We start from the raw sequence: 21,276 nt of genomic DNA on the forward strand, positions 1-21,276 counted from the left end.
AGCAGCGCCATGCAGAGCAGCGAGGAGACGACCACGACCACGCCGGCGGACGCCGGGGCCTACCCCGCGCCCGCCACGACGGCGCACGCCGCGCCCGCGCAGACCAACGGGACCGCGGCAGAGGCGGAGGCCAAGCCGAAGCGGACGCTCGCGGTGAGCGACGCGGCGGTCCAGGCGGTCCGGGCCCAGCTCGCCAAGCGCGGCACGCCCGAGGGCGCCATCCGGGTCGGGATCCGCGGCGGCGGCTGCTCCGGGTTCTCCTACGTCATCGAGTTCGATGACAAACCGCCCCGCTCCGGCGATCTCGTCCTGGAGTTCGCCGAGCCGGACAAGGCCACGGTGCGCGTCTTCTGCGACAAGAAGAGCATCCTCTACCTGGGCGGCTCGGTGCTCGACTGGGAGAAGACGCTCATGTACCAGGGCTTCAAGTTCAAGAACCCGCAAGAGGCGACTCGCTGCGGCTGCGGGCACTCGTTCACGGTGGCCTGAGCCGCCGCAGGGGGCGCCCCGCCCTCGCCGCCGAGGCGCCCCTCCCCAGAGCACGTGATGACCGATCCCTTCGATATCCTGGGCGTCGAGCCTCGGTTCGACCTCGACCTGCGCGCGCTGGAGCAGCGCCACCGCGATCTCTCGCGCGCGCTCCACCCCGATCGCTACGCGGGCGCCCCCGCGGCCGAGCGAAGGCTCGCGCTGGGGCGCGCGATCGAGGCGAACGACGCGCTGCGCGTCCTCAGGGATCCGATCCGCCGGGCCGATGCGCTGCTCCAGCGCGCCGGGATCGCGCGGGGCGAGGAGGGCGAGCAGAAGGCCTCCCCTGCCCTGCTGATGGAGATGATGGAGTCGCGCGAGGAGCTCTCCGAGGCGGCGAAGCAGGGCGATCCCGCCCGCATCGCGCGCCTCGGCGGCGCGATGCGGGCGCGCGAGCAGGCGACCCTCGCCGCGATCCAGGCGGCCTTCGCTGCCGCAGGGGACGACCCGGAGCAGCTGAAGGGCGTGCTCGCCATGCTGAGCGAGCTCCGCTACATCCGGCGCTTCCTCGACGAAGTGAGCGCAATCGAAGAAGACATCGCGGATCAGACATGACCCTCCTCGAAATTTTCGACCCCAAGGCAAGGCCCAGCCCGATCGGCATCGATCTCGGGACGACGAACTCGATCGTCGCCCGCGTGCGCGACGGCCGGCCGGTGGTCATCGACGACTGCAACGGCGAGCGGCTCGTGCCGTCGGTCGTGCACTACGACGACCGCGGCAGCGCGATCGTGGGCCACAGCGCGCGACGGCTGGCGCAGGGCCACCCGCGCGAGACGATCGTCAGCGTGAAGCGCTTCATGGGCCGCGACGCGAACGACCCGGAGACGCGGCGGCTCGGGCCGTACGAGTTCGTGGAGCCGAAGGGCCCCGAGGACGCGAAGAGCGTGCGCTTCAAGGTGCGCGACAGGGTCGTGACGCCCGTCGAGGTGTCGGCGGAGATCCTGAAGGAGCTCCGCACCTCGGCCGAGCGCGAGCTCCGGTCCGTCGGCGGCGCCGTGATCACGGTGCCGGCCTACTTCGACGACGCCCAGCGGCAGGCGACAAAGGACGCCGGCCGGCTGGCCGGGCTGGAGGTGCTGCGCCTGCTCAACGAGCCGACGGCCGCGGCGCTCGCGTACGGGCTCGACAAGCAGCAAAACGGCCTGTTCGCCGTCTACGATCTCGGCGGCGGGACGTTCGACATCACCGTCCTCCTGCTCGACAACGGGGTCTTCCAGGTGAAGTCGACCGGGGGCGACAGCGCGCTCGGCGGCGACGACATGGACCGGGCGCTCGCCGAGCGGCTGCTCCAGGAGATGGGCGCGACGCGGCGCACGCCCGAGGTGGTGCGGCTCGCGCTCGACACCGCCCGCAGCATCAAGCACGCGCTGACCGACGCGGAGCGGGTCGAGATCGAGCTGCCCGTGCAGGCGGACGAGGCGAGCCCAGGCCGGCCTGGGTCGAAGCTGATCACCGTGACCCGCGACGAGCTGAACGCGCTCATCGCGCCGCTCCTGGAGCGCACGGGCGTCGCCTGCCGCCGCGCGCTGCGCGACGCGGGCGTCCAGGCCGCGGACGTCGACGGCGTGATCCTCGTGGGCGGCGCGACGCGCGTGCCCTACGTGCGCGACTACCTGGCGAAGCTCTTCGGCAAGGCGCCGCTCAAGGACATCGATCCGGAGGAGGTCGTGGCGCTCGGCGCGGCCATCCAGGCCGACATCCTGGCCGGCTCGATGGAGCGCGCGGACGAGGTGCTGCTGCTCGACGTGCTGCCGCTGTCGCTCGGCATCGAGACGATGGGCGGCGTGGCCGAGAAGATCCTGCCGAGGAACACGACGATCCCGGCGGGGGCGCGGCAGGTCTTCACGACCTACGCGGACAACCAGACCGGGTTCGATCTGCACATCGTGCAGGGCGAGCGGGAGCTCGCCGCCGACTGCCGGTCGCTCGCGCGCTTCGTGCTGAAGGGGATCCCGCCGATGCCCGCGGGCATGGCGCGGCTCGAGGTGACGTTCCGCGTCGACGCCGACGGGCTGCTCGGCGTGGCCGCGCGCGAGCTGACGACCGGGGTCGAGCAGAAGGTCGAGGTGAAGCCGAGCTACGGGCTGACCGACGAGGAGGTGGAGAACATGCTCCTCGCGGCGCTGGACCACGGGGAAGAGGACCTGCTCAAGCGGCGGCTGGTCGAGGCGCGGGTCGAGGGCGAGCGCGTGGCGATGGCGACGCGCAAGGCGCTCGCCGCGGACGCCGATCTGCTCGGGCCAGGCGAGCGCGAGGCGATCGAGGGGGCGCTGAGCGCCCTCGACGCGGCGATCCGCGGGGACAGGCCGGGGCTGATCCAGGCGCGGACGGACGCGCTCGACGAGGCGACGCGCGCGTGGGCGGGGCGGCGGATGGACCGCGCCGTGGCCAAGGCGATCGCGGGCAAGCAGGTCGAGGACGTCGAGGCAAAGGTCGCGGCGGCGAGGGGCGTGGACGCGCACCTGGCCGAGCACCGAGGGGACGACGCGAGCCGCGGGCCGGCCGAGACGGGCGGCGCGAGCGCGGCATCAACGAGCATCGAAGCGAGGAGGAGCTGATGGTCAAGGTCCGCTTTCTGGCCCACGGTCGCGCATGGGAGACCGAGGTCGCGGTGGGATCGACCGTCCTCCAGGCATCGAAGGCCGTGGGCGCCCCCGAGGGCGACGCGTGCGGCGGCGTCTGCGCGTGCTCCACCTGCCACGTGTACGTCACGAAGGGGCGTGAGCTCCTCAGCGAGGCCGAGGAGGACGAGGAGGACATCCTCGACAAGGCGTTCGACGTGCGGTCGAGCAGCCGCCTCGGCTGTCAGGCGACGATCCTGAGAGACGGCGAGATCGAGGCGGAGATCTCCCGGGAGAGCCTCGACGCGTTCTACAACGAGCACCCGAACGCGAAGGATCCGCGCAAGGGCTGAGCCCTGCGCGCGCCCGCTCAGCGCGGGCCGACCGGGGCCGGGGCTAGGACGGCGGTCTCACCTTCGCCGTCGGCGGCTTCGGCTCGCGCGGCGCGGGCGGGGGGTTGCGGAGCTTGTCGAGCTCGGTGCGCGCCTCCGTTGTGATGCGCCGAGCGATGTGGGCGAAGGCCGAGGCGGCCTCCCTGGCGGGCGGCGTCGAGACGATCGCGACGAGGTGCTGCGCGGCCGTCTTCCTGCCGACGGGGACGAGGAAGAAGGTCAGGGCGGCGAGGAGGAACACGACGCCGTTCGTGAGGCGTTTGAAGAAATCGCCGACCACAGGCGCCGAGGGTAGACAGAGCCAGCGGCCGGGGCCCAGTTCTTGGGGTCTTTTGCCCCGCAACGCGGCGCCGCCTCCCGCGCTGCCCGCCCGGGCGCGAGCGCCGCCGTGGGCCCCTCAGCGACCCAGGAGCTGCTCGTAGATCACCATGAGCTTCGATGCGTTGTCGTCCGAGCCGAGGGACAGCCGGCCATGGCTCCGGTCGGACAGCGCGCGCTCTATGGCGCGCCGGAGCGAGCTCGCGCTCCCTGTCTCGAACAGGGACGCGCCCTCGGGACGCGCCACGCAATCGGAGGCGATCACCTGCTTGCCCAGGTAGCCGGCTTCGCGGAGCGCGACGGAATCGCCGTCTGTCGTCGTCGGCCGGAGGAAGATATCGGCCAGGCTGAGCAGGTAGGAGAAGCTGCCTGGATCGAGATCTCGGAAGACGAGGCTGTGCTCGCTGCCATACTCGGCGAGCCCTCGCTCGACCTCGGCGACGTACGTGCTGTCGTATTGCGAATAAAATACGACGATGAGGCCGGGCTTCGCTCCCGTCTCGCGGTGGAGGAGCTTGAGGGCCTCGATCGCGACGTCGAAGCCATAGAGCCGCAAAGCGAATCCGGACACGAGGAGGAGGTCGCCTGTCGCCCTCCGCAGCGGCTCGACCCGGGCATCGAGGGTCGCGTCGCGCACCGGCGTCGGCGGCAAGAAGGCGGGGAGACACGAGATCCGGCCGGGAGCCACGCCGAGCTGCTCCAGGAACCGGACCTGATCGTGATTGACGGCGATGCAGTGGTCGAACTGCCGGAGGACGGTCGCCGCGAGGCGCTTCGCGAGCCCGCCGCTGCGCTCGTAATTCGAGATCATTCTCCCGCCGTGCATCGTGATGAGCTTCGAGCTACCCGGCGGCAGCGACGCAAAAAGGGGGATCGCCGCTGTCGTGAAGTTCGTGAGGGCCGAGACGTGGAAATGGACGAGGTCGCGCCCCCGGCGCCTGAGGTGCGCCATCGCGCGAAGCAGGCGCGTCGGGGCCCTCCCGGCGCCGCACCGGTGGACGGAGAAGGACGTCGGCGCGATGGGCAGCGACGGAGACGCATGGACGTCGATGACGTCCACGTCGAACCGGCCCTGCGCCAGATGGGCTGCGCGCTGCACGTGCACGCTCACGCCTCCATAAGGCGGAGGATAGCCGCCGACGAGGACCAAACCGGCCCTGTCCGAGCGGCACGCGCGCGTCGATCCGGAGTCCATCCGCCTCGATACAAGGCCCAGCAGGAAGGATCTGTCAACTCGAATCCCCCGCCTCGGCGCGTGCGTTGCCCCGGCGCGTCATCGCCGTCCGCTTCGTTTGCGCCGGCTCCTTCAGCGCTCGTTCGATGAAACGCTCGCTCGGCGCTCGCGGCCGCCACGCGCTCGCCCCCCCGCCGCGCCGCCGCAGGCGGGCCGCCCCATGCTCTCTGCCCCTTGCCAGAGCGATGAGGTCTCACGACAAACGACGGGTGGCTCGACCCGGAGGCGCCGAGCAGTGGAGTCCGGCCGTGCCGGTCCCATGGAGCGCTCGGCATGGCCGCCCGGCGAGAGCCGGACAAGGACAAGGAGGGGACTGAGATGCTCAAGCCTGTTCTATTCACCATCATGCTGGGGGCGGCGATCTTGCCGGCCTCGACGGCCGCGCAGGGGCAGGGCTCGACAGGGCAGCAGGCCCAGGGCGGCGACACCAAGCTCAGCAAGTCTGATCGGGAGTTCATCGAGAAGGCCGGCCAGGGGGGGCTCCTCGAGGTGCGGCTCGGGCAGCTCGCGCAGCAGCGCGCCGCGAGCCCGGAGGTGAAGCGCTTCGGGCAGCGGATGATCGACGACCACTCGGCGGCGAACAAGCGGCTCGCGCAGCTCGCGCAGCAGAAGGGCGTCCTCGTGCCGCAAGCGCTCGATCAGGAGCACCGCGAGAACGTCGACAAGCTGTCGAAGAAGACGGGAACCGAGTTCGACCGGGCCTACATGAGCGCGATGGTCGACGACCACGAGCACGACGTCGAGAAATTCGAGAAAGCCTCGAAGGAGGCGAAGGACGCCGAGCTGAAGGCCTTCGCCGCCGCGACGCTGCCGCAGCTGCGCGAGCACCTCGCGCAGGCGAAGCAGATCCACGGCAAGGTGAAGGGGAAGTAGCGGCGCGAGGGCGCCGGCCGCGCGGCCGGCGCTCGGCCGAGGGCGGGCTCAGGCGACCACGCGCTCGGGCGTCTGCGCGGGCGGCGGGGTCGTCCTCGACCTCGCCGCGCCGCGGACAGGCGCGAGCTTGCTCCGGAGCTTCTGATAGGCGGCCACGTCGACCGGCTCGCCCCGGACCCAGGCGCGGACGAACGGCGCCACGCCGGTCTCCCACGCAGCGCTGAGCCGCAGGGCGAGGAACTCGCCGTAGAGCGCGGTGAAGAGCGTCTCGAGCTCCTCGATGAGGTACATGCGCTCGTAGAACTGCTCGTCCACGGCGTCCTTGACGACGCTCGGGATCTTGACGCCCGCCAGCGCGAACGCGTCGGCGTTGAAGAGGAAGGCGTACTCGAGCTCTCCGCGGGTGACGCGGACGCGCGCCTGCGAGGGGAGCTTGCCCTGGCGCAGCGCCTCGTGGGCCTCGGGGGCGCTGCTCGGCGCCGCGCCCTTGAGCCGGCTCTGCTCCTTCTCCTGGACGAGCGTGATCTGCCCCTCGAGCCAGAGCTCGCAGACGCCGAGGGCGTCCAGGGAGAAGCGGCCCTCGAAGAGCTCGCTCTCGAACCAGAGCCAGACAAGGAACTCCCGGCCGACGAATCGGCGCTGCTCGATCAGCTCGGCGAGGCTCACCGGGCACCTCCAAGGGGCGATTCGGCGTGGAAGACGGTGGGTTTGAGCACCTCGAACGCGGCCAGCTGCTCGCTCGTCAAGCCGAGCTCGCGGGCGGCCGTGTAGGGGCTCTCGGGCACGAGATCGAGCTCGAAGGTGTCCTCGAAGAGCTCCGCCAGCCCCTCGTGCGCGCGCGGCGACTGGTTCCAGAACCGCACGACGCCGGCCTCCAGGTTCCAGGAGAGGTCCACGACCTTCATCACCGGCATGAGCTGCGCGCGGAGCTTCCTCGACACGACCGCCCGGAGCTCCTCCTTCTCGCGCCGCCCGAGCTTCTCGCGCCCGCGCTTGGCGAGGTGCTCCCGCTCCGCCTCGGCGAAGTGCGCCTTGAAGAGCGCCGCGGGCACCTGCCACCGATCGGTCCTGAGGCCGAGGTTGAGGTACGAGTTGAAGAAGATCTTGCCGTGATCGAGCTCGCAATCGAGCGGGTTCTCGATGGAGCACCACCCGGCGCGCTGCTCTGCGTCCTCCTCGACCGTGAGCGGCCGGAACGCGCGGAGCTGGATGCGCTCGGCGAACCTGTCGCGGAACCCGTCGGGGAGCTCGCCACGGACATAGAACTTCGAGAATGAGATGGATCCTTTGAGTGCGCCCAAATGATCGTCCTTTCGTCCCGTGAGGGCGAAGGAGGTAGCCGAGCGGATCCAGGGGGTCAAAAAACCGGACGCCGCGCTGCCGCCATGGGCCGACGCGCGGCGATGGGGCCGGCCGCGCGGCAGGGCGGCGCGCTCAGAGCGGCTGGAGCAGCGGCGGACGCAGCCAGCGGCCCGAGAGCGGGCCGGTGAGATAGAAGCGGTAACGGAGGAAGTACGGCCGCTCGTCAGGCCCGCAGAACACGACGGTGGACCGCAGGAAGCGACCGAAGGCATCGCCGCCTGGAGCCGCCGAGGGCCTGTGGCCGAGGGGCGGCGCGGGCGTCGCGGGGAAGCGGGGCGGCGCGCCCACCAGGAACCCGCGCGGCAGCGCGCACGGCGCGGGCGGACGGGGCGCCGGCGCCGCGTCGCCGCCCGGGTCCGGGGCGCCCACCTCCTCGGGCGGGACGTCGGCCGCGGCGGCAACGCAGCCCGCCGCGGCGCTCCCCGACGAGGTGAGGAGAACCAGCACACACCACGCGCCGCCGCTCGTCGCCCTGGGCACCGTCCCGCCTCCGTCCACGAGGCGCAAGGTCGCGACGGAACGCCGGCGGTCGCGGCCGGCACACCGCGCCTGCGCGCACAGCGGAGGAGCAACGGCGGTGCCGCGCCGCCCCCCCGAAGCAGGGGCGCGGCGCGGACCAGGGGGCAGCGCCATGCAGGGGCGCGGCGAGCGCGCTCGGGAGGGCCGGCGGCGGCGAGCGGGCGCGCTCGAGAATGGACAGTCCGACGTTTCAGACGTTGAAGAGAAAGTGCGCGACGTCGCCGTCCTGGAAGACGTACGTCTTGCCCTCGACGCGCAGCTTGCCGGCGGCGCGGATGGCGGCCTCGGTCCGGTGCTCGACGAGGTCCCCCACGTTGTAGACCTCCGCCCGGATGAAGCCCTTCTCGAAATCGCTGTGGATGACCCCTGCGGCCTGCGGCGCGGTGCACCCGACCGGGATGGTCCAGGCGCGGATCTCCTTGGGACCGGCCGTGTAGTAGCTCTGGAGGCCGAGGAGCCGGTAGGCCTCGCGCGCGAGCGTCGAGAGCGCCGGCTCCTTCATGCCGAGGCTCTCGAGCATCTCGGCGCGCTCATCGGGCGCGAGCTCGTTCAGCTCCGCCTCGAGCTTGCTGCAGACCGGCACGACGCCGCTGCCCTCGGAGGCAGCGCGCTCGCGCACCTTCGCCGCGAGCGGGCCCGCGCCGGAGACGTCGGACTCGTCGACGTTCGCCACGTAGAGGACCTTCTTCGCGGTGATCATGCCGAACGTCTTCACGACCTTCCGCTGCTCGTCGTCGAAGGAGAGCCCGCGGACCGGCTTGCCCGCCTGGAGCGCCTCGAGACACCGCTCCATGAGCGCGATCTTCGGGAGGAGCTCCTTGTCGCCCTTCGCCTGCTTCCGCGTGCGCTCCAGCATCCCCTCGAGCGAGCCGAGGTCGGCCAGCATGAGCTCCGTCTCGATCGTGTCGATGTCGCGGAGCGGATCGACGCCGCCGTCGACGTGCACGACGTCCGCGACCGTGAAGCAGCGGACCACGTGGAGGATCGCGTCTACCTCGCGGATATGACTCAGGAATTTGTTCCCGAGCCCCTCGCCCGTGCTCGCGCCGCGCACGAGGCCGGCGATGTCGACCACCTGCACCATGGCGGGGATGATCTTCTCGCTCTTGATGTACTTCGCGAGCGTCGTGAGCCGGTCGTCAGGGACAGGCACGGCGCCGACGTTGGGCTCGATCGTGCAGAACGGGTAGTTCTGCGCCTCGGCCTTCGCGGCCGTCAGGGCGTTGAACAGGGTGCTCTTGCCCACGTTGGGCAGTCCGACGATGCCGACCTCGACGCTCATGGCGCGCACGTCTAGCACAGGCAGGGTCGCGCGGCTCGGCGCCGTGGGAGCTCCGCCCCAAGGGGAGCCCCGGCAGGCCCGCGCCGCCGTCACTCAGCGGGCGCCACCGGCGCGGTCGGACCCGATCGCGCCGGCGAGGCGACGCGCGGCGTCGGGAGCGAAGTGGAACGGGTCGGTGAAGTTGTCCCTGCTCGCCGTGAGCTCGTCGTCGACGTCGAAGTCGTGGGTCCTGCCGAGCTGGCCGAACCGCAGAGGCAGGCTCTTCCACTCCTCCTCGACGCCCATCTGCCGAAGCCGCTCGTGCACGTCGGCGTGGCTGGGCAGGATCACGAACGTCAGCTCGATCCCCCGCTCCCGGCAGTACGCGGAGATCTCCGCGAGCTTGCCGTAGGCGCCCTCGTTGAAGCGGTACTTCGCGAAGATCCGGGTGGTCGCTTCGCCGAGCTGGACCTTCCAGAACTCGTCCTTGCTCATCGGCGGAGCGGTCGAGGGGGGCGCTGCGCCGAGGTATTTCATGAGCACGAGGTGCTTCGCCGCCGATGCCACATCACGGTTGATCACATAGAGGAGCGGGTTGCTCGCCGTGGCCTCGGCGCCCTTCACCCTGTCACGATCGATGTATTCGTTGAAGTTCTCGATCCCGATCCCGAAGACGACCCGCTCGAGCTCCGCCCTGCTCGCCGCGAACCAGAACAGGTTGATGAACTCGATCGCCGACCCGCCTCCCAGGCTGAGGTTGTGGTAGTCGACGGCGGAGGCCTGCTTCAGGAGGTCCGGGGTCAATAGGTTCATCTTGGACGCGCCGAGGGTGATGTTCGGGAGCGGCGCCCGGTTGAACTCGATGACCTTCCACAAGGGGTTGTTGATCGCGATCGCGACCTTGCTCTTGTCGTGGACAGGCATGAAGCGGGCCACGCCGAACCGCTCGAAGGGGTCGATGACCACGATGCAGAGGGCGTAGAGCGCGAACGGCAGCAGGAGGAGCGAAGCCTTCAGGATGAGTCGCTTCATCGCTAGAATTGCACGTAGATGAAGGTCTGAGTCGCATTGTGCGCGCCGTACAGGAGGATGGACGCGCCGAGGGCGTAGTAGGCCGTCCAGCGAAGGGCGGCGGGCTTCGCCGCGAAGAACGCTCGCAGATCGAATCGCTCATGGACGAGCTCGACGACCAGCATGGCGAGCGTGGCGAGCATCACGATGACGAAATCTGCCTTGTAGTAGCCCAGCGAGCCCACGGTCAGCGCGAGGTGCCCGGGGCGAAGGGCGTTCCCGGCGAAGTCCCCGAGCCCCGAGCCGAGGTGCGTGACGATGTAGACGGCGTCGCTCAGGGTGCTCGCGCGGACGAAGATCAACGTGAAGCACACGAACGAGAAGGTCAGCGCGACGCCGAGCGCGCTCGCGAGGCGCGAGGGCAGCTTGATGAGCTTCGCGCGCTTCTTGCGCGTGAGCGTCTCGAAGGCCATGGCGAGCCCTTGGAGCAACCCCCACGCGAGGAACCCCCACGCGGCGCCGTGCCATAGCCCGCTCAAGGTGAACGTCAGGATGACGGCGAGGACCACGCCGAGCTGGCCCCGATGGCGCATCGCGATCGCGAGCGGGGAGAAGACGTAATCATTGAACCAGCTGTAGAGAGAGATGTGCCAGCGCCGCCAGAACTCGGACAGGCTCGCGGCAAAGTAGGGACGCCTGAAGTTGTTCGTCACGTCGATGCCGAACACCTTGGCCGCGCCGACGGCGATGTCCGAGTATCCGGAGAAATCAGCGTAGAGCTGGAGCGCGAAGAAGACGGAGGCCAGGGTCAGCTCGACGCCGCCGTACTGGCGAGGCTCGCGGTAGATGGTGTCCACGCCGAGGGCGAGGCGATCCGCGACGACCGTCTTCTTGAAGAAGCCCCAGGCCATCTGCCTGAGCCCGTCGGTGACCCTCCCGTAGTCGAAGGGGTGCTCGGCGCGGAGCTGCGGAAGCAGGTGCTGCGCGCGCTCGATGGGCCCGGCGGAGAGGCGCGGGAAGAAGAGCATGTAGAGGGCATAGATGCCGAAGCGCCTCTCAGGCTCCTGATCGCCGCGGTAGACGTCGATGGTGTAGCTCATCGCCTGGAACGTGTGGAACGAGAGGCCGAGCGGCAGGAGGATGTCCAGCGCCGGAGCCGACCCGCCCACGTGCGCGAGCGACAGGGCTGCGTTCACGTTCTCGACGGCGAAATTGTAGTACTTGAAGAACCCCAGCGTCCCGAGGTTCATCGTGAGGCTCAGGGCGAGGTAGAGCTTCCGGCGGGCGTCGTCCGCCCTCGCCATCGCGCGCGCGACCGAGTAGTCGACGGCCGCCATCGCGAGGACGAGGACGAGGTAGGCCGGGATGAAGGCCGTGTAAAAGACGCAGCTGGCGATGAGGAGATGAACCCAGCGCAGCCGGTGCGGAAGGAGATAATAGATCGCCGCGACGACAGGGAAGAAGAGAAGGAACTGAAGCGAGCTAAACGACATGTGTGGCGGTGTTCAAGGTTCGACCTGCACCGTGAGCGTGCTCCGCGCCGCCGAGGGAGGCCGCTGCCGCGACGACCTCCGCCGTCAGGCGGGCGCCGCACCGGCGCGAGAGGCGGGCGTTCACGCGGGCGCGCCCGACGAGCGTTACTTCGCGCGCTTCGCGGCGACCGCGGCGCACATCTCCCCGACGTTCTTGAAAGAATGGATCTCCCTCGAGGTGAAGGTGATCTTGAAGTGCTTCTCGATGGCAGCCACGATCTGAACGTGAGAGAGGGAATCCCAGTCGGGCACCTCCTTCGCCGTGGTGGTCTCCTGAATCACGATGTCATCGTGATCGAGCACCTTCCTGATGATGTCGTCGATCTGGCTCAGGATTTCATTCGCCATGGGGCAAGACCTTTGAACGGATGAAGGTTGTGCGTTGTTCGTGGCCGCGGACGTCGAGGTGCCACCGCCCGTCGCGCGGGTAGAGGCCCAGACTCTTGTAATGGTCCTTCACGAGCTCGTTCTTCCTGGTGGGGAGATACTCCCCGACGATCGTCGCGTAGCCCTCGCGCCGAGCCCGGTCGACGAGGGCGTTGAGCACGAAGCTCTCGAGCCCCCTCCTCAGGACCCGGCAGCTCATGAGCCACGTGTCGATGAACAGCGCGTCGCCTGCCCGCTCGAGGAAGACGACGCTCACCAGCCCGTAGCTGCCGAGCCTGTCCGCGAGGCTCACCGCGAACGGCAGGTGCTGCGGCGACCGCGCGATGCGGCGCACCTCGTCCTCGGAGTACCGGATCGTCCGGAGATTGAACTGGTTGGAGCGCTGGATGAGCTGGGCCACCCGCGGGATGTTGAACGCGGTGAGCGGCTCGACCTCGGCGGTCATCTCGAGGCTCCGCAGGAACTCTTCTTCCGTGGCGAACGTGGCCTTCAGCTCCCGCCGCCGGCCCTCCTCTTGATACTGCCGCGTGCGCGCCCCGTCCTCCGCCGTGGACGAGGTGGTCTCGAAGAGGTTCAGCCGCTGCAGATAGGGCAGGTACAGGGCCGGATCGTCGGGCAGCTCGGGGACGCACACGTCGGGCAGGTTCCTCCGGACGATCTCCCGCTCGGCCGGGTTGTCGTCGACGAAGACCATGGAGTCGAACCCGATCTCGAGGATGGACTGGATATGTCGAATGTTGTCGACCTTGTTCTCCCAGCTCGCGCAGAAGACGGCGAAGTCGTCCAGGCGGAGCACCATGTCGGGGTGCACCTGGAACGGCTCGGCCGCGACGCGCGGATCGTTCTTGCTGCTGACCGCGAGCAGGACCCCCCGGTCCTTGAGCTCCTTGGCCCACCGCTGGAGCTGCGAGTAGGCGGCGCCCACGCCGAGGCCGCCGATCTCGATCGCCTCGACGCCGTCATCTCCGATGACGCCGCCCCACAGCGTGTTGTCCAGGTCGAGCACGAGGCACTTCTTGAAGCGCCCCGACGCCGCCGCGACGATGTCGACCACGCTCCGCGCGGCGACCGGCAAGAAGTCGACGCTGAAGAGCAGGTCCGTGGTGATCGCGATCCTGCGATCCGTCATCGCGTCGCGGCCGAGCTGGCTGCAAAGGAGGCTGAGATCGCTGACGAGGAGATTGGGGACCGACTGGGCAAGATCCATCAGCTGGAAATTGGCCTTGCGGATCTGATAGAGCCAGGACGAGGAGACCTTGTTGGCGAAGCTCCCGAAGACCCCATCGTCGATCTCGGGATAGTTCGTGCAGATCATGGTCGCCGAGAGGTGCTGGCCCAGGACGTCGGCGAGCTGCCCGAGGGTGTCGATGTGGCCCTCCGCGAAGCCGGCTCTTGCGTCCAGCGGGAGCTTCTGGAACCTGGTGAGCAGCTTCTCGGCGGCGTAGAACACGAGCACGAACTGCGGCTTGAAGCGGTGGAGCTCCGAGGACGTATCGAGGATCTGACGCTCTATCTGATCGTAGTCGGCCTCGTAGATCTCGATGTTCAGACCGCTCTCGTAACCCGAGCCACGCAGCGCCTGGACCAGCAGCTGGGTCGCGGAGTCCGCAAGCACGGCGAGGCGGACCACCTTGAGCTGCGAGAAATCCTCTTTGAGGTTTCGTTTCAACTTCACTTTCGCGCGTGGGCGCTGCCATGTGCGGGCGCTCAACGATTTCACGGTGCCCGAGCCCGCGAATGCAGCTCGGAGGCGTTTTCTGCTGCGTCATTGCGACGCGAGGGCACACCTCCCCCTTTCCCCCGATGCCCGTCCCAAGGCTGGCCTGCTGCTCAGTTGAGCGAGCGTCCGAGCAACCACAGCTCCGGGACGCGGAGGATGCGCTCGCGTCCTGGGCCTCGTAGCAGGCGTCCGGGAACGAGGATGAGCTCGCGGCGGAGCCACGGCGCGGTCCAGCGCGACAGCTCGGGGAATCGCCGGAGCACGTAACGGCGCATCAGGTTGTGAGCGAGCAGCTTCAGAAGGAGCATCGCGTGGTTCGCGGCGAAGGTATGGCTTGGAACTTGACCACAGCCCCAGCCGTGCTTGAGGTCACGGATCAGCACCTCGATGCCCGCCCGAGGGTCGTAGCGTGCGGCGACGTCCTCCGGCGCTTCGACCATCTCGTTGGTGACGTAGACCTGCACGGTGTAGTCGAGATCGTCCCAGAGATAGATGTGCCTGGCGTAGGTCCGGTCGAGCGTCCGGACGGCGATGACGCGAGCCTCGAGGTCTGCCCATTGGCCGCGTCGAAACGGGACCTCCGCGACCTGGCGGCGAGGCCGTCCGTCCGCGTCCCAGTCCACGGTTTTCCAGCGGGTGACCAGGGAGATTGCACCCGCGAGCTCGCGCGTCAGCCTGGGCTTGGTCAGGAAGAAGGCCCCCTTGTCGGCAACGGCCCGCAGCAGCTGGGTACAGTCGCCGGCGGCGTCAATGCGCACGTAGACGGCGGCCTCGGGCGCCGCCGCACGGACGCGATCGAGGCAGCGCTCGACGTAGGGCACGTCATCGTTGCCGAAGTTTGTGTCTCCCGGCCGGAGCTGGGCGCCGATGACGGTGTTGGTTTCGGCGACGCGGACAAGCAGCGGGTGATAGCTGGGCCTGCCGTGGTAGCGAGGATTGGGTCCCGGTCGGGCTCCTTCCTGCGAGCCGAACAGCGGCTCGACGGTGGTGTCTACGTCCAGATGGACGATGTCGGGCGGCGCTTTGGCGAGCGGAGCGAGCCCGTGCTCGGCGAGCATCGAATCGAGCGCGGCGAGCGCCTTGTCGTCGAAGCGGCAGAGATCACGGTAGACGGTGTCGATGCTGGGCACGACGCCGCCGGCCAGGTGCACGAAGAGCGGGTCGTTCGCCAGCGCCTCCAGGCCGAAGACCCGCGCCTCCCCGGCCACGGCGGCGTCGATGAGCAGCCGCACCTGGGCGGCCATGGGGAAGACAACACGGCTGTCCGGCTTGAGTCGACCGAACGTGCGCCGGAGCTCGGCGTCGACATCGAGCTCACGGAGGAAGACACCGAAGCCGACCAGTCCCGCCACGCCGGTGAGCGTCGTCTCCGTCGCGCGGAGGTGCACCGCACGCGGATCGGGACGGCGGACGCGGGCGCGTCGAGGCGGGGTCGGTTTGGGCTTGCTTCGGCGGATGCGCCGTCGCACCTTCGAGGTGCTCGGCGTGCGCTGGCCTTGGGTCATAGCAAACGCAACGGCTGCGCACGCCGAGCCTTTTCTTCAAGGCGTTCCGTTTTGCGGCGTCAGTTTGCCAGTATTTCCGAATGGCTCAGGACGCGCGAAATCCAGGTTCAACTCCGCGAACGTCGACATGGGACACGGTTCCCTGGGGTGTTGAACGCCGTACGCCCCCGGGGCGGCGCAAAACTACACGCGCCTCAGGGGTGGAACAAGCGCTCCTGCCGGGCTATCCGGGACGCACAGCCGAGCGGCTGCTGCCCCGGATCACGTTGGATGCGTCGGGGTCCCGATCCATTCAGCGGCCGAGCGCGCTCAGCGGAGGAGCGCCGCGGGCAGGCCGGGTCGTCGAGACGCGGTTACGCCGGATGGCCAGCGACGACGACGCACGAAATCGTGCTATCGGTCTTGCGCGCGCGCTCGAGCGAGTGGCCGGTGATGGGGAAGAAGCGCGTCTCAGCGATGGCGTAGCCGCTGCTCGCGACCAGATCGACCGCTTCCTCCGGCGTCCGGAGCAGGTACAGGTGATCGGGCGCGGGGCTGTTGACCGGCACGTTGACGAAGAGGCGTCCGCCCGGCGCGAGGGAGCGCCGCAGGCTCTGGAGCGCGGCTCGCGGATCCTCGAGGTGCTCGCAGACCTCGCTGATCACGATGCTGTCGAAGCGCTCGCCGTCGTCCACGGCATCGGCGAAATCGCGCCGCACGAGGCGCGGCGCGCGCCGCACCCCGAGCGCCTGCATGGCGTGCCCGGTCGCGTCCAAGCTCGCCGCGCTGAGGTCCCACGCGGTGACCGCGCCCGAGCGCGCATCCTCGGCGGCAAAGTAGAGCAAGAGGCCGTGGCCGGGGCCGATCTCGAGGTGGCGGTACCCCGGTGGGTTCGACGCGAGGAAGGTGTCGACGTAGTACTCCATGACCGCCGTGTGGTTCGCCCAGAAGATGTGGGAGAGGAGCACTCCGTGCATGTACTGCGTCATGTAAGTGTGGTCGTCGTAGACCTCACGCCGGGCCTCGGCGAGCGTCGAGAGGCGGTACCGGCCGGTGCGCCGGAAGTAGAGCTCCTCCTCGAGGATGCGTTCGCACATCCACCTGTAGTCCGCGCAGATGCGCGGGAGGTCGTCGCCGGCGAGCCGCAGCGCGAGCGACGCGACGCGCTCCGCAAAGCCGAGCTCGGTCGCAGCAAAGCGCTTCCGCAGGAAATCCTCGTGCTCCGGCCATGCCGCCAACTGCGCCTGGACGATCCGTTCGAGCGACGGTTGGACGATCGATGCCATGCGCAGGAGGCTAGCCCAGCTCGCTCGCTCGGGGAACGCCAAACGGGCCGCTCGCGCGCAACGCGCAAACACCCCTCGCGCTCGCAGCGGGAGTATCGGAGGAGGCAGCTGCCACCGACGGAGCACCGCCGCGACGCCGGTCAGACGAAGAAAGCAGTGATGGCGCGCACGACGCGGGCGACCTCCTCGCTCGTGAGCTCAGGGAAGATGGGCAGCGCGAGCGTCTCGCGCGCGGCAGACTCCGCGACGGGGAGAGCGCCGGCCGGCGGGCCGAGCGACGCAAAGCAGGGCTGGAGGTGGAGCGGCGCTGGATAGTAGACCTCGGTGCCGATACCCCGCTCGGCCAGGGAGCTCCGCAATGGGTCGCGCAGCGACGCGTCGTCGAGACGAATGACGTACTGATTGACGCTGTGCCCGGCGGCGCCGGTGTCAGGCAACGACAGGGGCAAGCCCGCCCCGCCGAGCAGCGCGGCATACTGCGCGGCGTGCTCGCGCCGCCTGCCGAGGAGCGCGCCGAGACGCGGGAGCTTGCGCCGGAGGAGCGCCGCCTGGAGGGCGTCGATCCGGAAGTTGCCGCCGACCAGCGTGTGGCGGTGCTTCCTGCGAGCGCCGTGCACCCGCAGCGACCGGACGCGAGCGGCGAGCTCGTCGTCGTCGGTGGTCACGAGCCCGCCGTCGCCGAAGCCGCCGAGGTTCTTGGTCGGGAAGAACGAGAAGCACCCCATGAGCCCGATCGCGCCCGCGCGGCGGCCCGCGCGCTCGGCGCCGAAGGCCTGGGCCGCGTCCTCGATGACCGGCACGCCGCGGCCCCCCGCGAGAGCGAGGAGCTCGTCCATGGGAGCGCAGCCACCGAAGAGGTGGACGGCGATGACCGCCCGGGTGCGCGCGGTCAGGGCGCGCGCCAGGGAGGCGGGATCCAGGTTGAAGGAGCCGGGGAGCACGTCCGCGAAGACCGGCCGCGCGCCGGTGCGATGGACGGCGCCCGCGGTCGCGAAGAACGTGTACGCGGGGCACACCACCTCGTCGCCGGCGCCGATGCCGAGCGCCATCAGCGCGGCGAGCAGCGCGTCCGTGCCGGACGAGACGCCGATCGCGTGCCGGACGCCGAGGTATGCGGCGCACTCCGACTCGAAGGCATCGACCTCTGGACCGAGGATGTAGCGGCCGCTCTGGACGACCGACTGGAACACGGCGGTGAGCTCGTCCTGCATGGCGAGATCACCGCGAGCACGGTCGAAGAAGGGGACAGGCGGCGTCAACCTTCGAGGTCCTCCGCTGCGGGGAGATCGCGGTAATGGCGGCCGGCCGCGGCGCGGGGCGCCGGGAGCGGCGCGTCCTCGTCGAGATCGAGGCAACGGACGACGTCACCGCGTCGCTCGTAGCGATAGCCGCTCTCGGGGCAGCGCATCAGGCCGTCGCGCGAGGCGACGAGCTTGTGACCATGGCGGCTCATCCAGCCGGCGCGCCGGGCCGGCACGCCGGTGACGAGCGCATAGTCGGGGACATCGCGGGTGACCACGGCGCCGGCGCCGATGAACGCGTGGCGACCGATCGTGACGCCGCAGACGACGGTGGCATTGGCGCCCACGGTGGCGCCGCGGCGGATGCGCGTCCGGTCGAGGAAGGCGCGACGGTCGATCTGCGCGCGCGGGTTGATGACGTTGGTGAGGACGGCGGAGGGGCCGAGGAACACGTCGTCCTCGACCAGGGTGCCATCATAGACAGACACGTTGTTCTGGATCCGGACGCCATCCCCGATGACGGCGCTGCCCGCGACGAAGACGTTCTGGCCGAGGACGCAGGCGCGGCCGAGCCGCGCGCCCGCGGAGACATGGCAGAAGTGCCATATCCTCGTCCCCTCGCCGATGTCGCAGGGCTCGTCGATGCACGCCGACGCGTGCGCGAAGAACGGCCTCGCGGGCTGGCTCACGGCGCCTCCTCCGGCGAAGGGCCGGCGGGAGGCGCCGGGCGCCGGGAACCGTCCTCCGGGGCGGCCCGCAAGGCGCCGGCCGCCGAGGGCGCGGGCCAGAGCCCCCAGGCGCCGCGCGTCGCGAGCGGCGGGCCGGCGAAGGCGATCACAGGCGGCCTGACGCGCCCGATGAGGTAGGCCGCGCCCAGGCCGGCGACGCGGCGCGCGAGCGACGCGGGGTCGTCGAAGCTCGACCGGACCGGGGGATCGCGCGGATCGATCGAGCGATCCGGGTGCGCGCCCCCGGGACGGGCCAGGGCGGCGAGCGTCGCGAGGTGGCCATAGTCGACGACCTCGACGAGGAGGGGCGCCGAGGGAGGCGTGAGCTCCGCGGCGGCGCGGCCGATGGCGACCTCGTCCGTCCGCGGGTTGAAGTGCTCGCGGCGCAGGTGGGGCCGGAAGAAGACGCCGGCGCAGAGCACGGCCAGGAGAGCGCCGCCGAGCGCCCTCCGCGCCCCGGCCGAGCCGCCGCGGAAGGCGCGCGCCGAGAGATCCCCCACGGCGAGGGCGAGCAGGAGCAACGCGAGGAGGGTCGCGCGCTCGGGGTGATGCGTGGGAGCGCCGTCGCGCACGAGGGCGAGCGAGAGCGCCGCGATCTGGAAGGCGGCGACCGCGCCGGGGAGCGCGTACGGACGGGCCGCGCGGAGGAGCGGCGGGAACGGGCGGGCGCTCCCCGATGCGGCGCCGCGGCGGGCGCGCCAGGCGATGAGGGCGAGGGCGATGGAGCTCAGAAAGAGCTCCGGCTCCTCGCGGACCATCGCGGCGGGGTACGCGAAGAGCCGCAGCAGGGTGCCGTCATCGCCCGGGCCGAGCGCGCTGCGGTAGGAGGCGACGCGGGCCAGGAAGTGCAGCGCCTCCCCGTGGGCGACGCGGTTCCATGCGATCCACGCGGCGGGCCCGGCGAGCGCCGCGAGCGCCGCGAGCGCGAGCTTCGCCTGCGCGGCGCGGCGCTGGCCGAGGCGGGCGGCCGCGAGCAGCGCCATCGCCGCGAAGGCGACGGCGACAGGCCAGGGCTCGTAACGGGAGAGGGTCGCGAGCACGAGCGCGAGCGCGCCGAGGAGGGCGCGCCCGGGCGGCGGCGCAGGCCCGGCCGGCGGCGTGACGAGCGACGCCACCGCGACGAGCGAGAGGGCCGCGGTCGACAGCTCGGGGACCGTCGCCACGCCGAGGCAGGCGCTCCACGGAAACGCGCCCGCGAGCAGCGTGCCGGCGAGCGCGGCGCGGCGGTCGCCCGTGATCCAGCGGGCGGAGAGGTAGACGAGCGCGGCCGACGCGACGCCGAGCGCGAAGGCGACGGCACGGGCGACCTCGAGGGTCGGCCCAAGAGCGCGGAAGAGCGCGCCGTTGAGCCAGAATGGGGCAGGGAGCCAGCTCGTCCCGGTCGGGTCGAGCCGGGGCGCGTCGGCCCACGCCTGCGCGAGGACCACGCGCGCGAAGTCGTCGTCGCTGACGGCCCGGAAGCCGAGCGCGAGGACCAGCGCGGAAACTGCAGCCTTGGCGAGGGCGACGAGGGCAAGGTCGCGCGCGAAAGGGGCAGCGGAGGCCACGGCCCCTCCCGCGGACGACCCCGCGTCGAGCGCCCTGCCCGCTTCCCTCCCCGACGCGGGAGCGGGCCGTAGCACGCGGGCCTACTTCTCCTGGGATTGCTCGAACTCGCGCAGCGCGCGGTCGCCCGCCGACGAGAGATAGGCGAGCGACAAGCTCGTCGCCATGAAGACGGCGGCGCAGGCGGCCGTGAGGCGGGTCATGAAGTTGCCGGCGCCGCGGCCGCCGAACACCTGGGCCGTCGCGCCGCCCATGGCCGAGCCCATCCCGCCCCCGCGGCCCTGCTGGAGGAGCACGACCAGGATCAGGAACAGACAGACGAACACGTGCAGGATGTTGAGGAACGTGTGAAGCATCGACGTCTTTCGGCTGGGTGCTCTGGCCCGCGCGACGGGCCCAGGGGGCAAGGGGGCAGGCCGGCGCTCCCGTCGCGCGACGGGAGCGGCCCGCGATCTACCCCTGTTCGGCGCGCTCCGCCAGTCGGTGCGCGGCCTCGACGATCTTGGCGAAGCCGGCGGCGTCGAGCGAGGCCCCGCCGACCAGCGCGCCGTCGATATCGTCCTGGGCGAGGAGCGCATCGGCGTTGTCGGCCTTGACGCTGCCGCCGTAGAGGATGCGCGTGACGCCGGCGAGGTCCTCCGAGGCCTTCGCGAGCAGGCCGCGGATGAACGCGTGCACCTCCTGGGCGTCCTCGGCGCGGGCGACCTTGCCCGTCCCGATCGCCCAGACCGGCTCGTAGGCGATGACGCCGAAGCCGGGCTGCTTGGCGAGCTCGTCGAGGAAGGCGCGGACCTGGCGCTCGACCACGGCGAGCGTCTCGCCCGCCTCGCGCTGCTCGAGCGTCTCGCCGACGCAGACGATGGGGCGCAGCTCGGCCGCGATCGCCGAGGCGACCTTCCGGGCGACCGACTCGTCGGTCTCGGCGAACAGCTGCCGCCGCTCGCTGTGGCCGAGGATGACCCAGGTCGCGCCCGCGTCCTTGAGCATGCCCGAGGCGATCTCGCCGGTGAACGCCCCGGAGATCTCGGCGCTCATGTTCTGCGCGGCGATGCCGACCTCGCTCCTCGCCTCCGCGAGCTCGTGGGCCACGGCGGCGATCGCGGTGAACGGCGGCGCGACCACCACCTCGGCCCGGTTGAGCTCGCGGGTCGCCTTGGCGACGGCCGCCGCCAGCGGGCAGGCGTCCTGCCCCCCGGCGTTCATCTTCCAGTTGCCGGCGATGAGCGGACGACGCGAGGCCGCCCGCGGGGCGACGCCCGTGGCTTCGGGCGTGCCCCCGTCGTTCACGGGC

At 70.6% G+C, this 21,276-nt stretch carries 22 protein-coding genes; 5 read left to right on the forward strand and 17 right to left on the reverse strand.

Going from position 1 to position 21,276, the window contains the following annotated elements:
* The first annotated feature begins 9 nt into the window (after positions 1-9).
* From WMF28_RS36370 to WMF28_RS36385, 4 genes are read left to right on the forward strand one after another with little or no spacing between them, the layout of a single operon-like run.
* Entirely contained in the window at positions 10-489 is a 480-nt protein-coding gene (locus tag WMF28_RS36370; RefSeq protein ID WP_437598130.1) for a HesB/IscA family protein, read from the forward strand.
* 57 nt (positions 490-546) lie between these two features.
* Entirely contained in the window at positions 547-1,083 is a 537-nt protein-coding gene (gene hscB / locus WMF28_RS36375; protein ID WP_437598131.1) for a Fe-S protein assembly co-chaperone HscB, read from the forward strand.
* Positions 1,080-3,089, forward strand: coding sequence for a Fe-S protein assembly chaperone HscA (gene hscA / locus WMF28_RS36380; protein WP_437598132.1), 2,010 nt, complete (start codon positions 1,080-1,082; stop codon positions 3,087-3,089). Before hscB ends, hscA begins: the two co-directional genes overlap by 4 nt.
* On the forward strand, positions 3,089-3,445 hold the full coding sequence (locus tag WMF28_RS36385) for a 2Fe-2S iron-sulfur cluster-binding protein (RefSeq protein ID WP_437598133.1): 357 nt from the start codon (positions 3,089-3,091) through the stop codon (positions 3,443-3,445). Before hscA ends, WMF28_RS36385 begins: the two co-directional genes overlap by 1 nt.
* A 43-nt stretch (positions 3,446-3,488) precedes the next feature.
* On the opposite strand, the gene WMF28_RS36390 is transcribed toward WMF28_RS36385, so the two are convergent.
* Entirely contained in the window at positions 3,489-3,764 is a 276-nt protein-coding gene (locus tag WMF28_RS36390) for a hypothetical protein (RefSeq protein WP_437481426.1), read from the reverse strand.
* Between the two features lie 117 nt (positions 3,765-3,881).
* Entirely contained in the window at positions 3,882-4,997 is a 1,116-nt protein-coding gene (locus WMF28_RS36395; RefSeq protein ID WP_437598134.1) for a glycosyltransferase family 4 protein, read from the reverse strand.
* A gap of 357 nt (positions 4,998-5,354) precedes the next feature.
* Between WMF28_RS36395 and WMF28_RS36400 the strand changes: the two genes are divergently transcribed.
* Positions 5,355-5,909, forward strand: a complete 555-nt coding sequence (locus WMF28_RS36400; protein ID WP_437598135.1) for a DUF4142 domain-containing protein — start codon at positions 5,355-5,357, stop codon at positions 5,907-5,909.
* Positions 5,910-5,957: 48 nt separating this feature from the next.
* Here the strand turns inward: WMF28_RS36400 and WMF28_RS36405 are convergent, their stop codons facing one another.
* From WMF28_RS36405 to tpiA, 15 genes are all read right to left on the reverse strand, one after another.
* Positions 5,958-6,575 carry a hypothetical protein gene (locus WMF28_RS36405; protein ID WP_437598136.1) on the reverse strand — a complete coding sequence of 206 codons (618 nt, stop codon included), beginning with the start codon at positions 6,573-6,575 and terminating at the stop codon, positions 5,958-5,960.
* Positions 6,572-7,210: a hypothetical protein gene (locus WMF28_RS36410; protein WP_437575774.1), complete on the reverse strand. Its 639-nt coding sequence runs from the start codon at positions 7,208-7,210 to the stop codon at positions 6,572-6,574. The genes WMF28_RS36405 and WMF28_RS36410 overlap by 4 nt, the downstream gene beginning before the upstream one ends.
* 133 nt (positions 7,211-7,343) lie before the next feature.
* Complete coding sequence (locus WMF28_RS36415; RefSeq protein ID WP_437598137.1) at positions 7,344-7,751, reverse strand: hypothetical protein; 408 nt, start codon at positions 7,749-7,751, stop codon at positions 7,344-7,346.
* A gap of 229 nt (positions 7,752-7,980) precedes the next feature.
* Entirely contained in the window at positions 7,981-9,072 is a 1,092-nt protein-coding gene (gene ychF, locus WMF28_RS36420; protein WP_437598138.1) for a redox-regulated ATPase YchF, read from the reverse strand.
* A 93-nt stretch (positions 9,073-9,165) separates the two neighbouring features.
* Positions 9,166-10,083 carry a hypothetical protein gene (locus WMF28_RS36425; RefSeq protein ID WP_437598139.1) on the reverse strand — a complete coding sequence of 306 codons (918 nt, stop codon included), beginning with the start codon at positions 10,081-10,083 and terminating at the stop codon, positions 9,166-9,168.
* Positions 10,084-10,085: 2 nt separating this feature from the next.
* Positions 10,086-11,555 carry an MBOAT family O-acyltransferase gene (locus tag WMF28_RS36430; RefSeq protein ID WP_437598140.1) on the reverse strand — a complete coding sequence of 490 codons (1,470 nt, stop codon included), beginning with the start codon at positions 11,553-11,555 and terminating at the stop codon, positions 10,086-10,088.
* 144 nt (positions 11,556-11,699) lie between these two features.
* Positions 11,700-11,942, reverse strand: a complete 243-nt coding sequence (locus WMF28_RS36435) for an acyl carrier protein (RefSeq protein WP_437598141.1) — start codon at positions 11,940-11,942, stop codon at positions 11,700-11,702.
* A complete protein-coding gene (locus tag WMF28_RS36440; RefSeq protein WP_437598142.1) occupies positions 11,932-13,656 on the reverse strand; it encodes an HAD-IIIC family phosphatase in 1,725 nt (574 codons plus the stop codon). Before WMF28_RS36440 ends, WMF28_RS36435 begins: the two co-directional genes overlap by 11 nt.
* Positions 13,657-13,811: 155 nt before the next feature.
* Entirely contained in the window at positions 13,812-15,206 is a 1,395-nt protein-coding gene (locus WMF28_RS36445; protein ID WP_437598143.1) for an IS1380 family transposase, read from the reverse strand.
* Positions 15,207-15,559: 353 nt separating this feature from the next.
* Positions 15,560-16,471, reverse strand: a complete 912-nt coding sequence (locus WMF28_RS36450) for a class I SAM-dependent methyltransferase (RefSeq protein ID WP_437598144.1) — start codon at positions 16,469-16,471, stop codon at positions 15,560-15,562.
* A 140-nt stretch (positions 16,472-16,611) separates the two neighbouring features.
* On the reverse strand, positions 16,612-17,682 hold the full coding sequence (locus WMF28_RS36455; protein ID WP_437598145.1) for a DegT/DnrJ/EryC1/StrS family aminotransferase: 1,071 nt from the start codon (positions 17,680-17,682) through the stop codon (positions 16,612-16,614).
* A gap of 44 nt (positions 17,683-17,726) precedes the next feature.
* Complete coding sequence (locus WMF28_RS36460; protein WP_437598146.1) at positions 17,727-18,401, reverse strand: acyltransferase; 675 nt, start codon at positions 18,399-18,401, stop codon at positions 17,727-17,729.
* Positions 18,398-19,987, reverse strand: coding sequence for a hypothetical protein (locus WMF28_RS36465; protein ID WP_437598147.1), 1,590 nt, complete (start codon positions 19,985-19,987; stop codon positions 18,398-18,400). Before WMF28_RS36465 ends, WMF28_RS36460 begins: the two co-directional genes overlap by 4 nt.
* An 81-nt stretch (positions 19,988-20,068) precedes the next feature.
* Positions 20,069-20,341, reverse strand: a complete 273-nt coding sequence (gene secG / locus WMF28_RS36470) for a preprotein translocase subunit SecG (protein WP_437598148.1) — start codon at positions 20,339-20,341, stop codon at positions 20,069-20,071.
* Between the two features lie 97 nt (positions 20,342-20,438).
* Positions 20,439-21,272: a triose-phosphate isomerase gene (gene tpiA / locus WMF28_RS36475; RefSeq protein WP_437604344.1), complete on the reverse strand. Its 834-nt coding sequence runs from the start codon at positions 21,270-21,272 to the stop codon at positions 20,439-20,441.
* Positions 21,273-21,276 lie beyond the last annotated feature (4 nt).

Source organism: Sorangium sp. So ce590, from assembly GCF_051521365.1.
Lineage (GTDB): Bacteria > Myxococcota_A > Polyangia > Polyangiales > Polyangiaceae > Sorangium.

Excerpts from the sequence above, each read along its gene's own strand:
- WMF28_RS36385 (WP_437598133.1), top strand. The coding sequence starts at position 3,089 with ATGGTCAAGGTCCGCTTTCTGGCCCACGGTCGCGCATGGGAGACCGAG.
- WMF28_RS36370 (WP_437598130.1), top strand. The coding sequence starts at position 10 with ATGCAGAGCAGCGAGGAGACGACCACGACCACGCCGGCGGACGCCGGG.
- WMF28_RS36435 (WP_437598141.1), bottom strand. The coding sequence starts at position 11,942 with ATGGCGAATGAAATCCTGAGCCAGATCGACGACATCATCAGGAAGGTG.
- WMF28_RS36450 (WP_437598144.1), bottom strand. The coding sequence starts at position 16,471 with ATGGCATCGATCGTCCAACCGTCGCTCGAACGGATCGTCCAGGCGCAG.
- ychF (WP_437598138.1), bottom strand. The coding sequence starts at position 9,072 with ATGAGCGTCGAGGTCGGCATCGTCGGACTGCCCAACGTGGGCAAGAGC.
- hscA (WP_437598132.1), top strand. The coding sequence starts at position 1,080 with ATGACCCTCCTCGAAATTTTCGACCCCAAGGCAAGGCCCAGCCCGATC.
- WMF28_RS36425 (WP_437598139.1), bottom strand. The coding sequence starts at position 10,083 with ATGAAGCGACTCATCCTGAAGGCTTCGCTCCTCCTGCTGCCGTTCGCG.
- hscB (WP_437598131.1), top strand. The coding sequence starts at position 547 with ATGACCGATCCCTTCGATATCCTGGGCGTCGAGCCTCGGTTCGACCTC.
- secG (WP_437598148.1), bottom strand. The coding sequence starts at position 20,341 with ATGCTTCACACGTTCCTCAACATCCTGCACGTGTTCGTCTGTCTGTTC.
- WMF28_RS36400 (WP_437598135.1), top strand. The coding sequence starts at position 5,355 with ATGCTCAAGCCTGTTCTATTCACCATCATGCTGGGGGCGGCGATCTTG.
- WMF28_RS36395 (WP_437598134.1), bottom strand. The coding sequence starts at position 4,997 with ATGGACTCCGGATCGACGCGCGCGTGCCGCTCGGACAGGGCCGGTTTG.
- WMF28_RS36445 (WP_437598143.1), bottom strand. The coding sequence starts at position 15,206 with ATGACCCAAGGCCAGCGCACGCCGAGCACCTCGAAGGTGCGACGGCGC.
- WMF28_RS36430 (WP_437598140.1), bottom strand. The coding sequence starts at position 11,555 with ATGTCGTTTAGCTCGCTTCAGTTCCTTCTCTTCTTCCCTGTCGTCGCG.
- WMF28_RS36455 (WP_437598145.1), bottom strand. The coding sequence starts at position 17,682 with ATGCAGGACGAGCTCACCGCCGTGTTCCAGTCGGTCGTCCAGAGCGGC.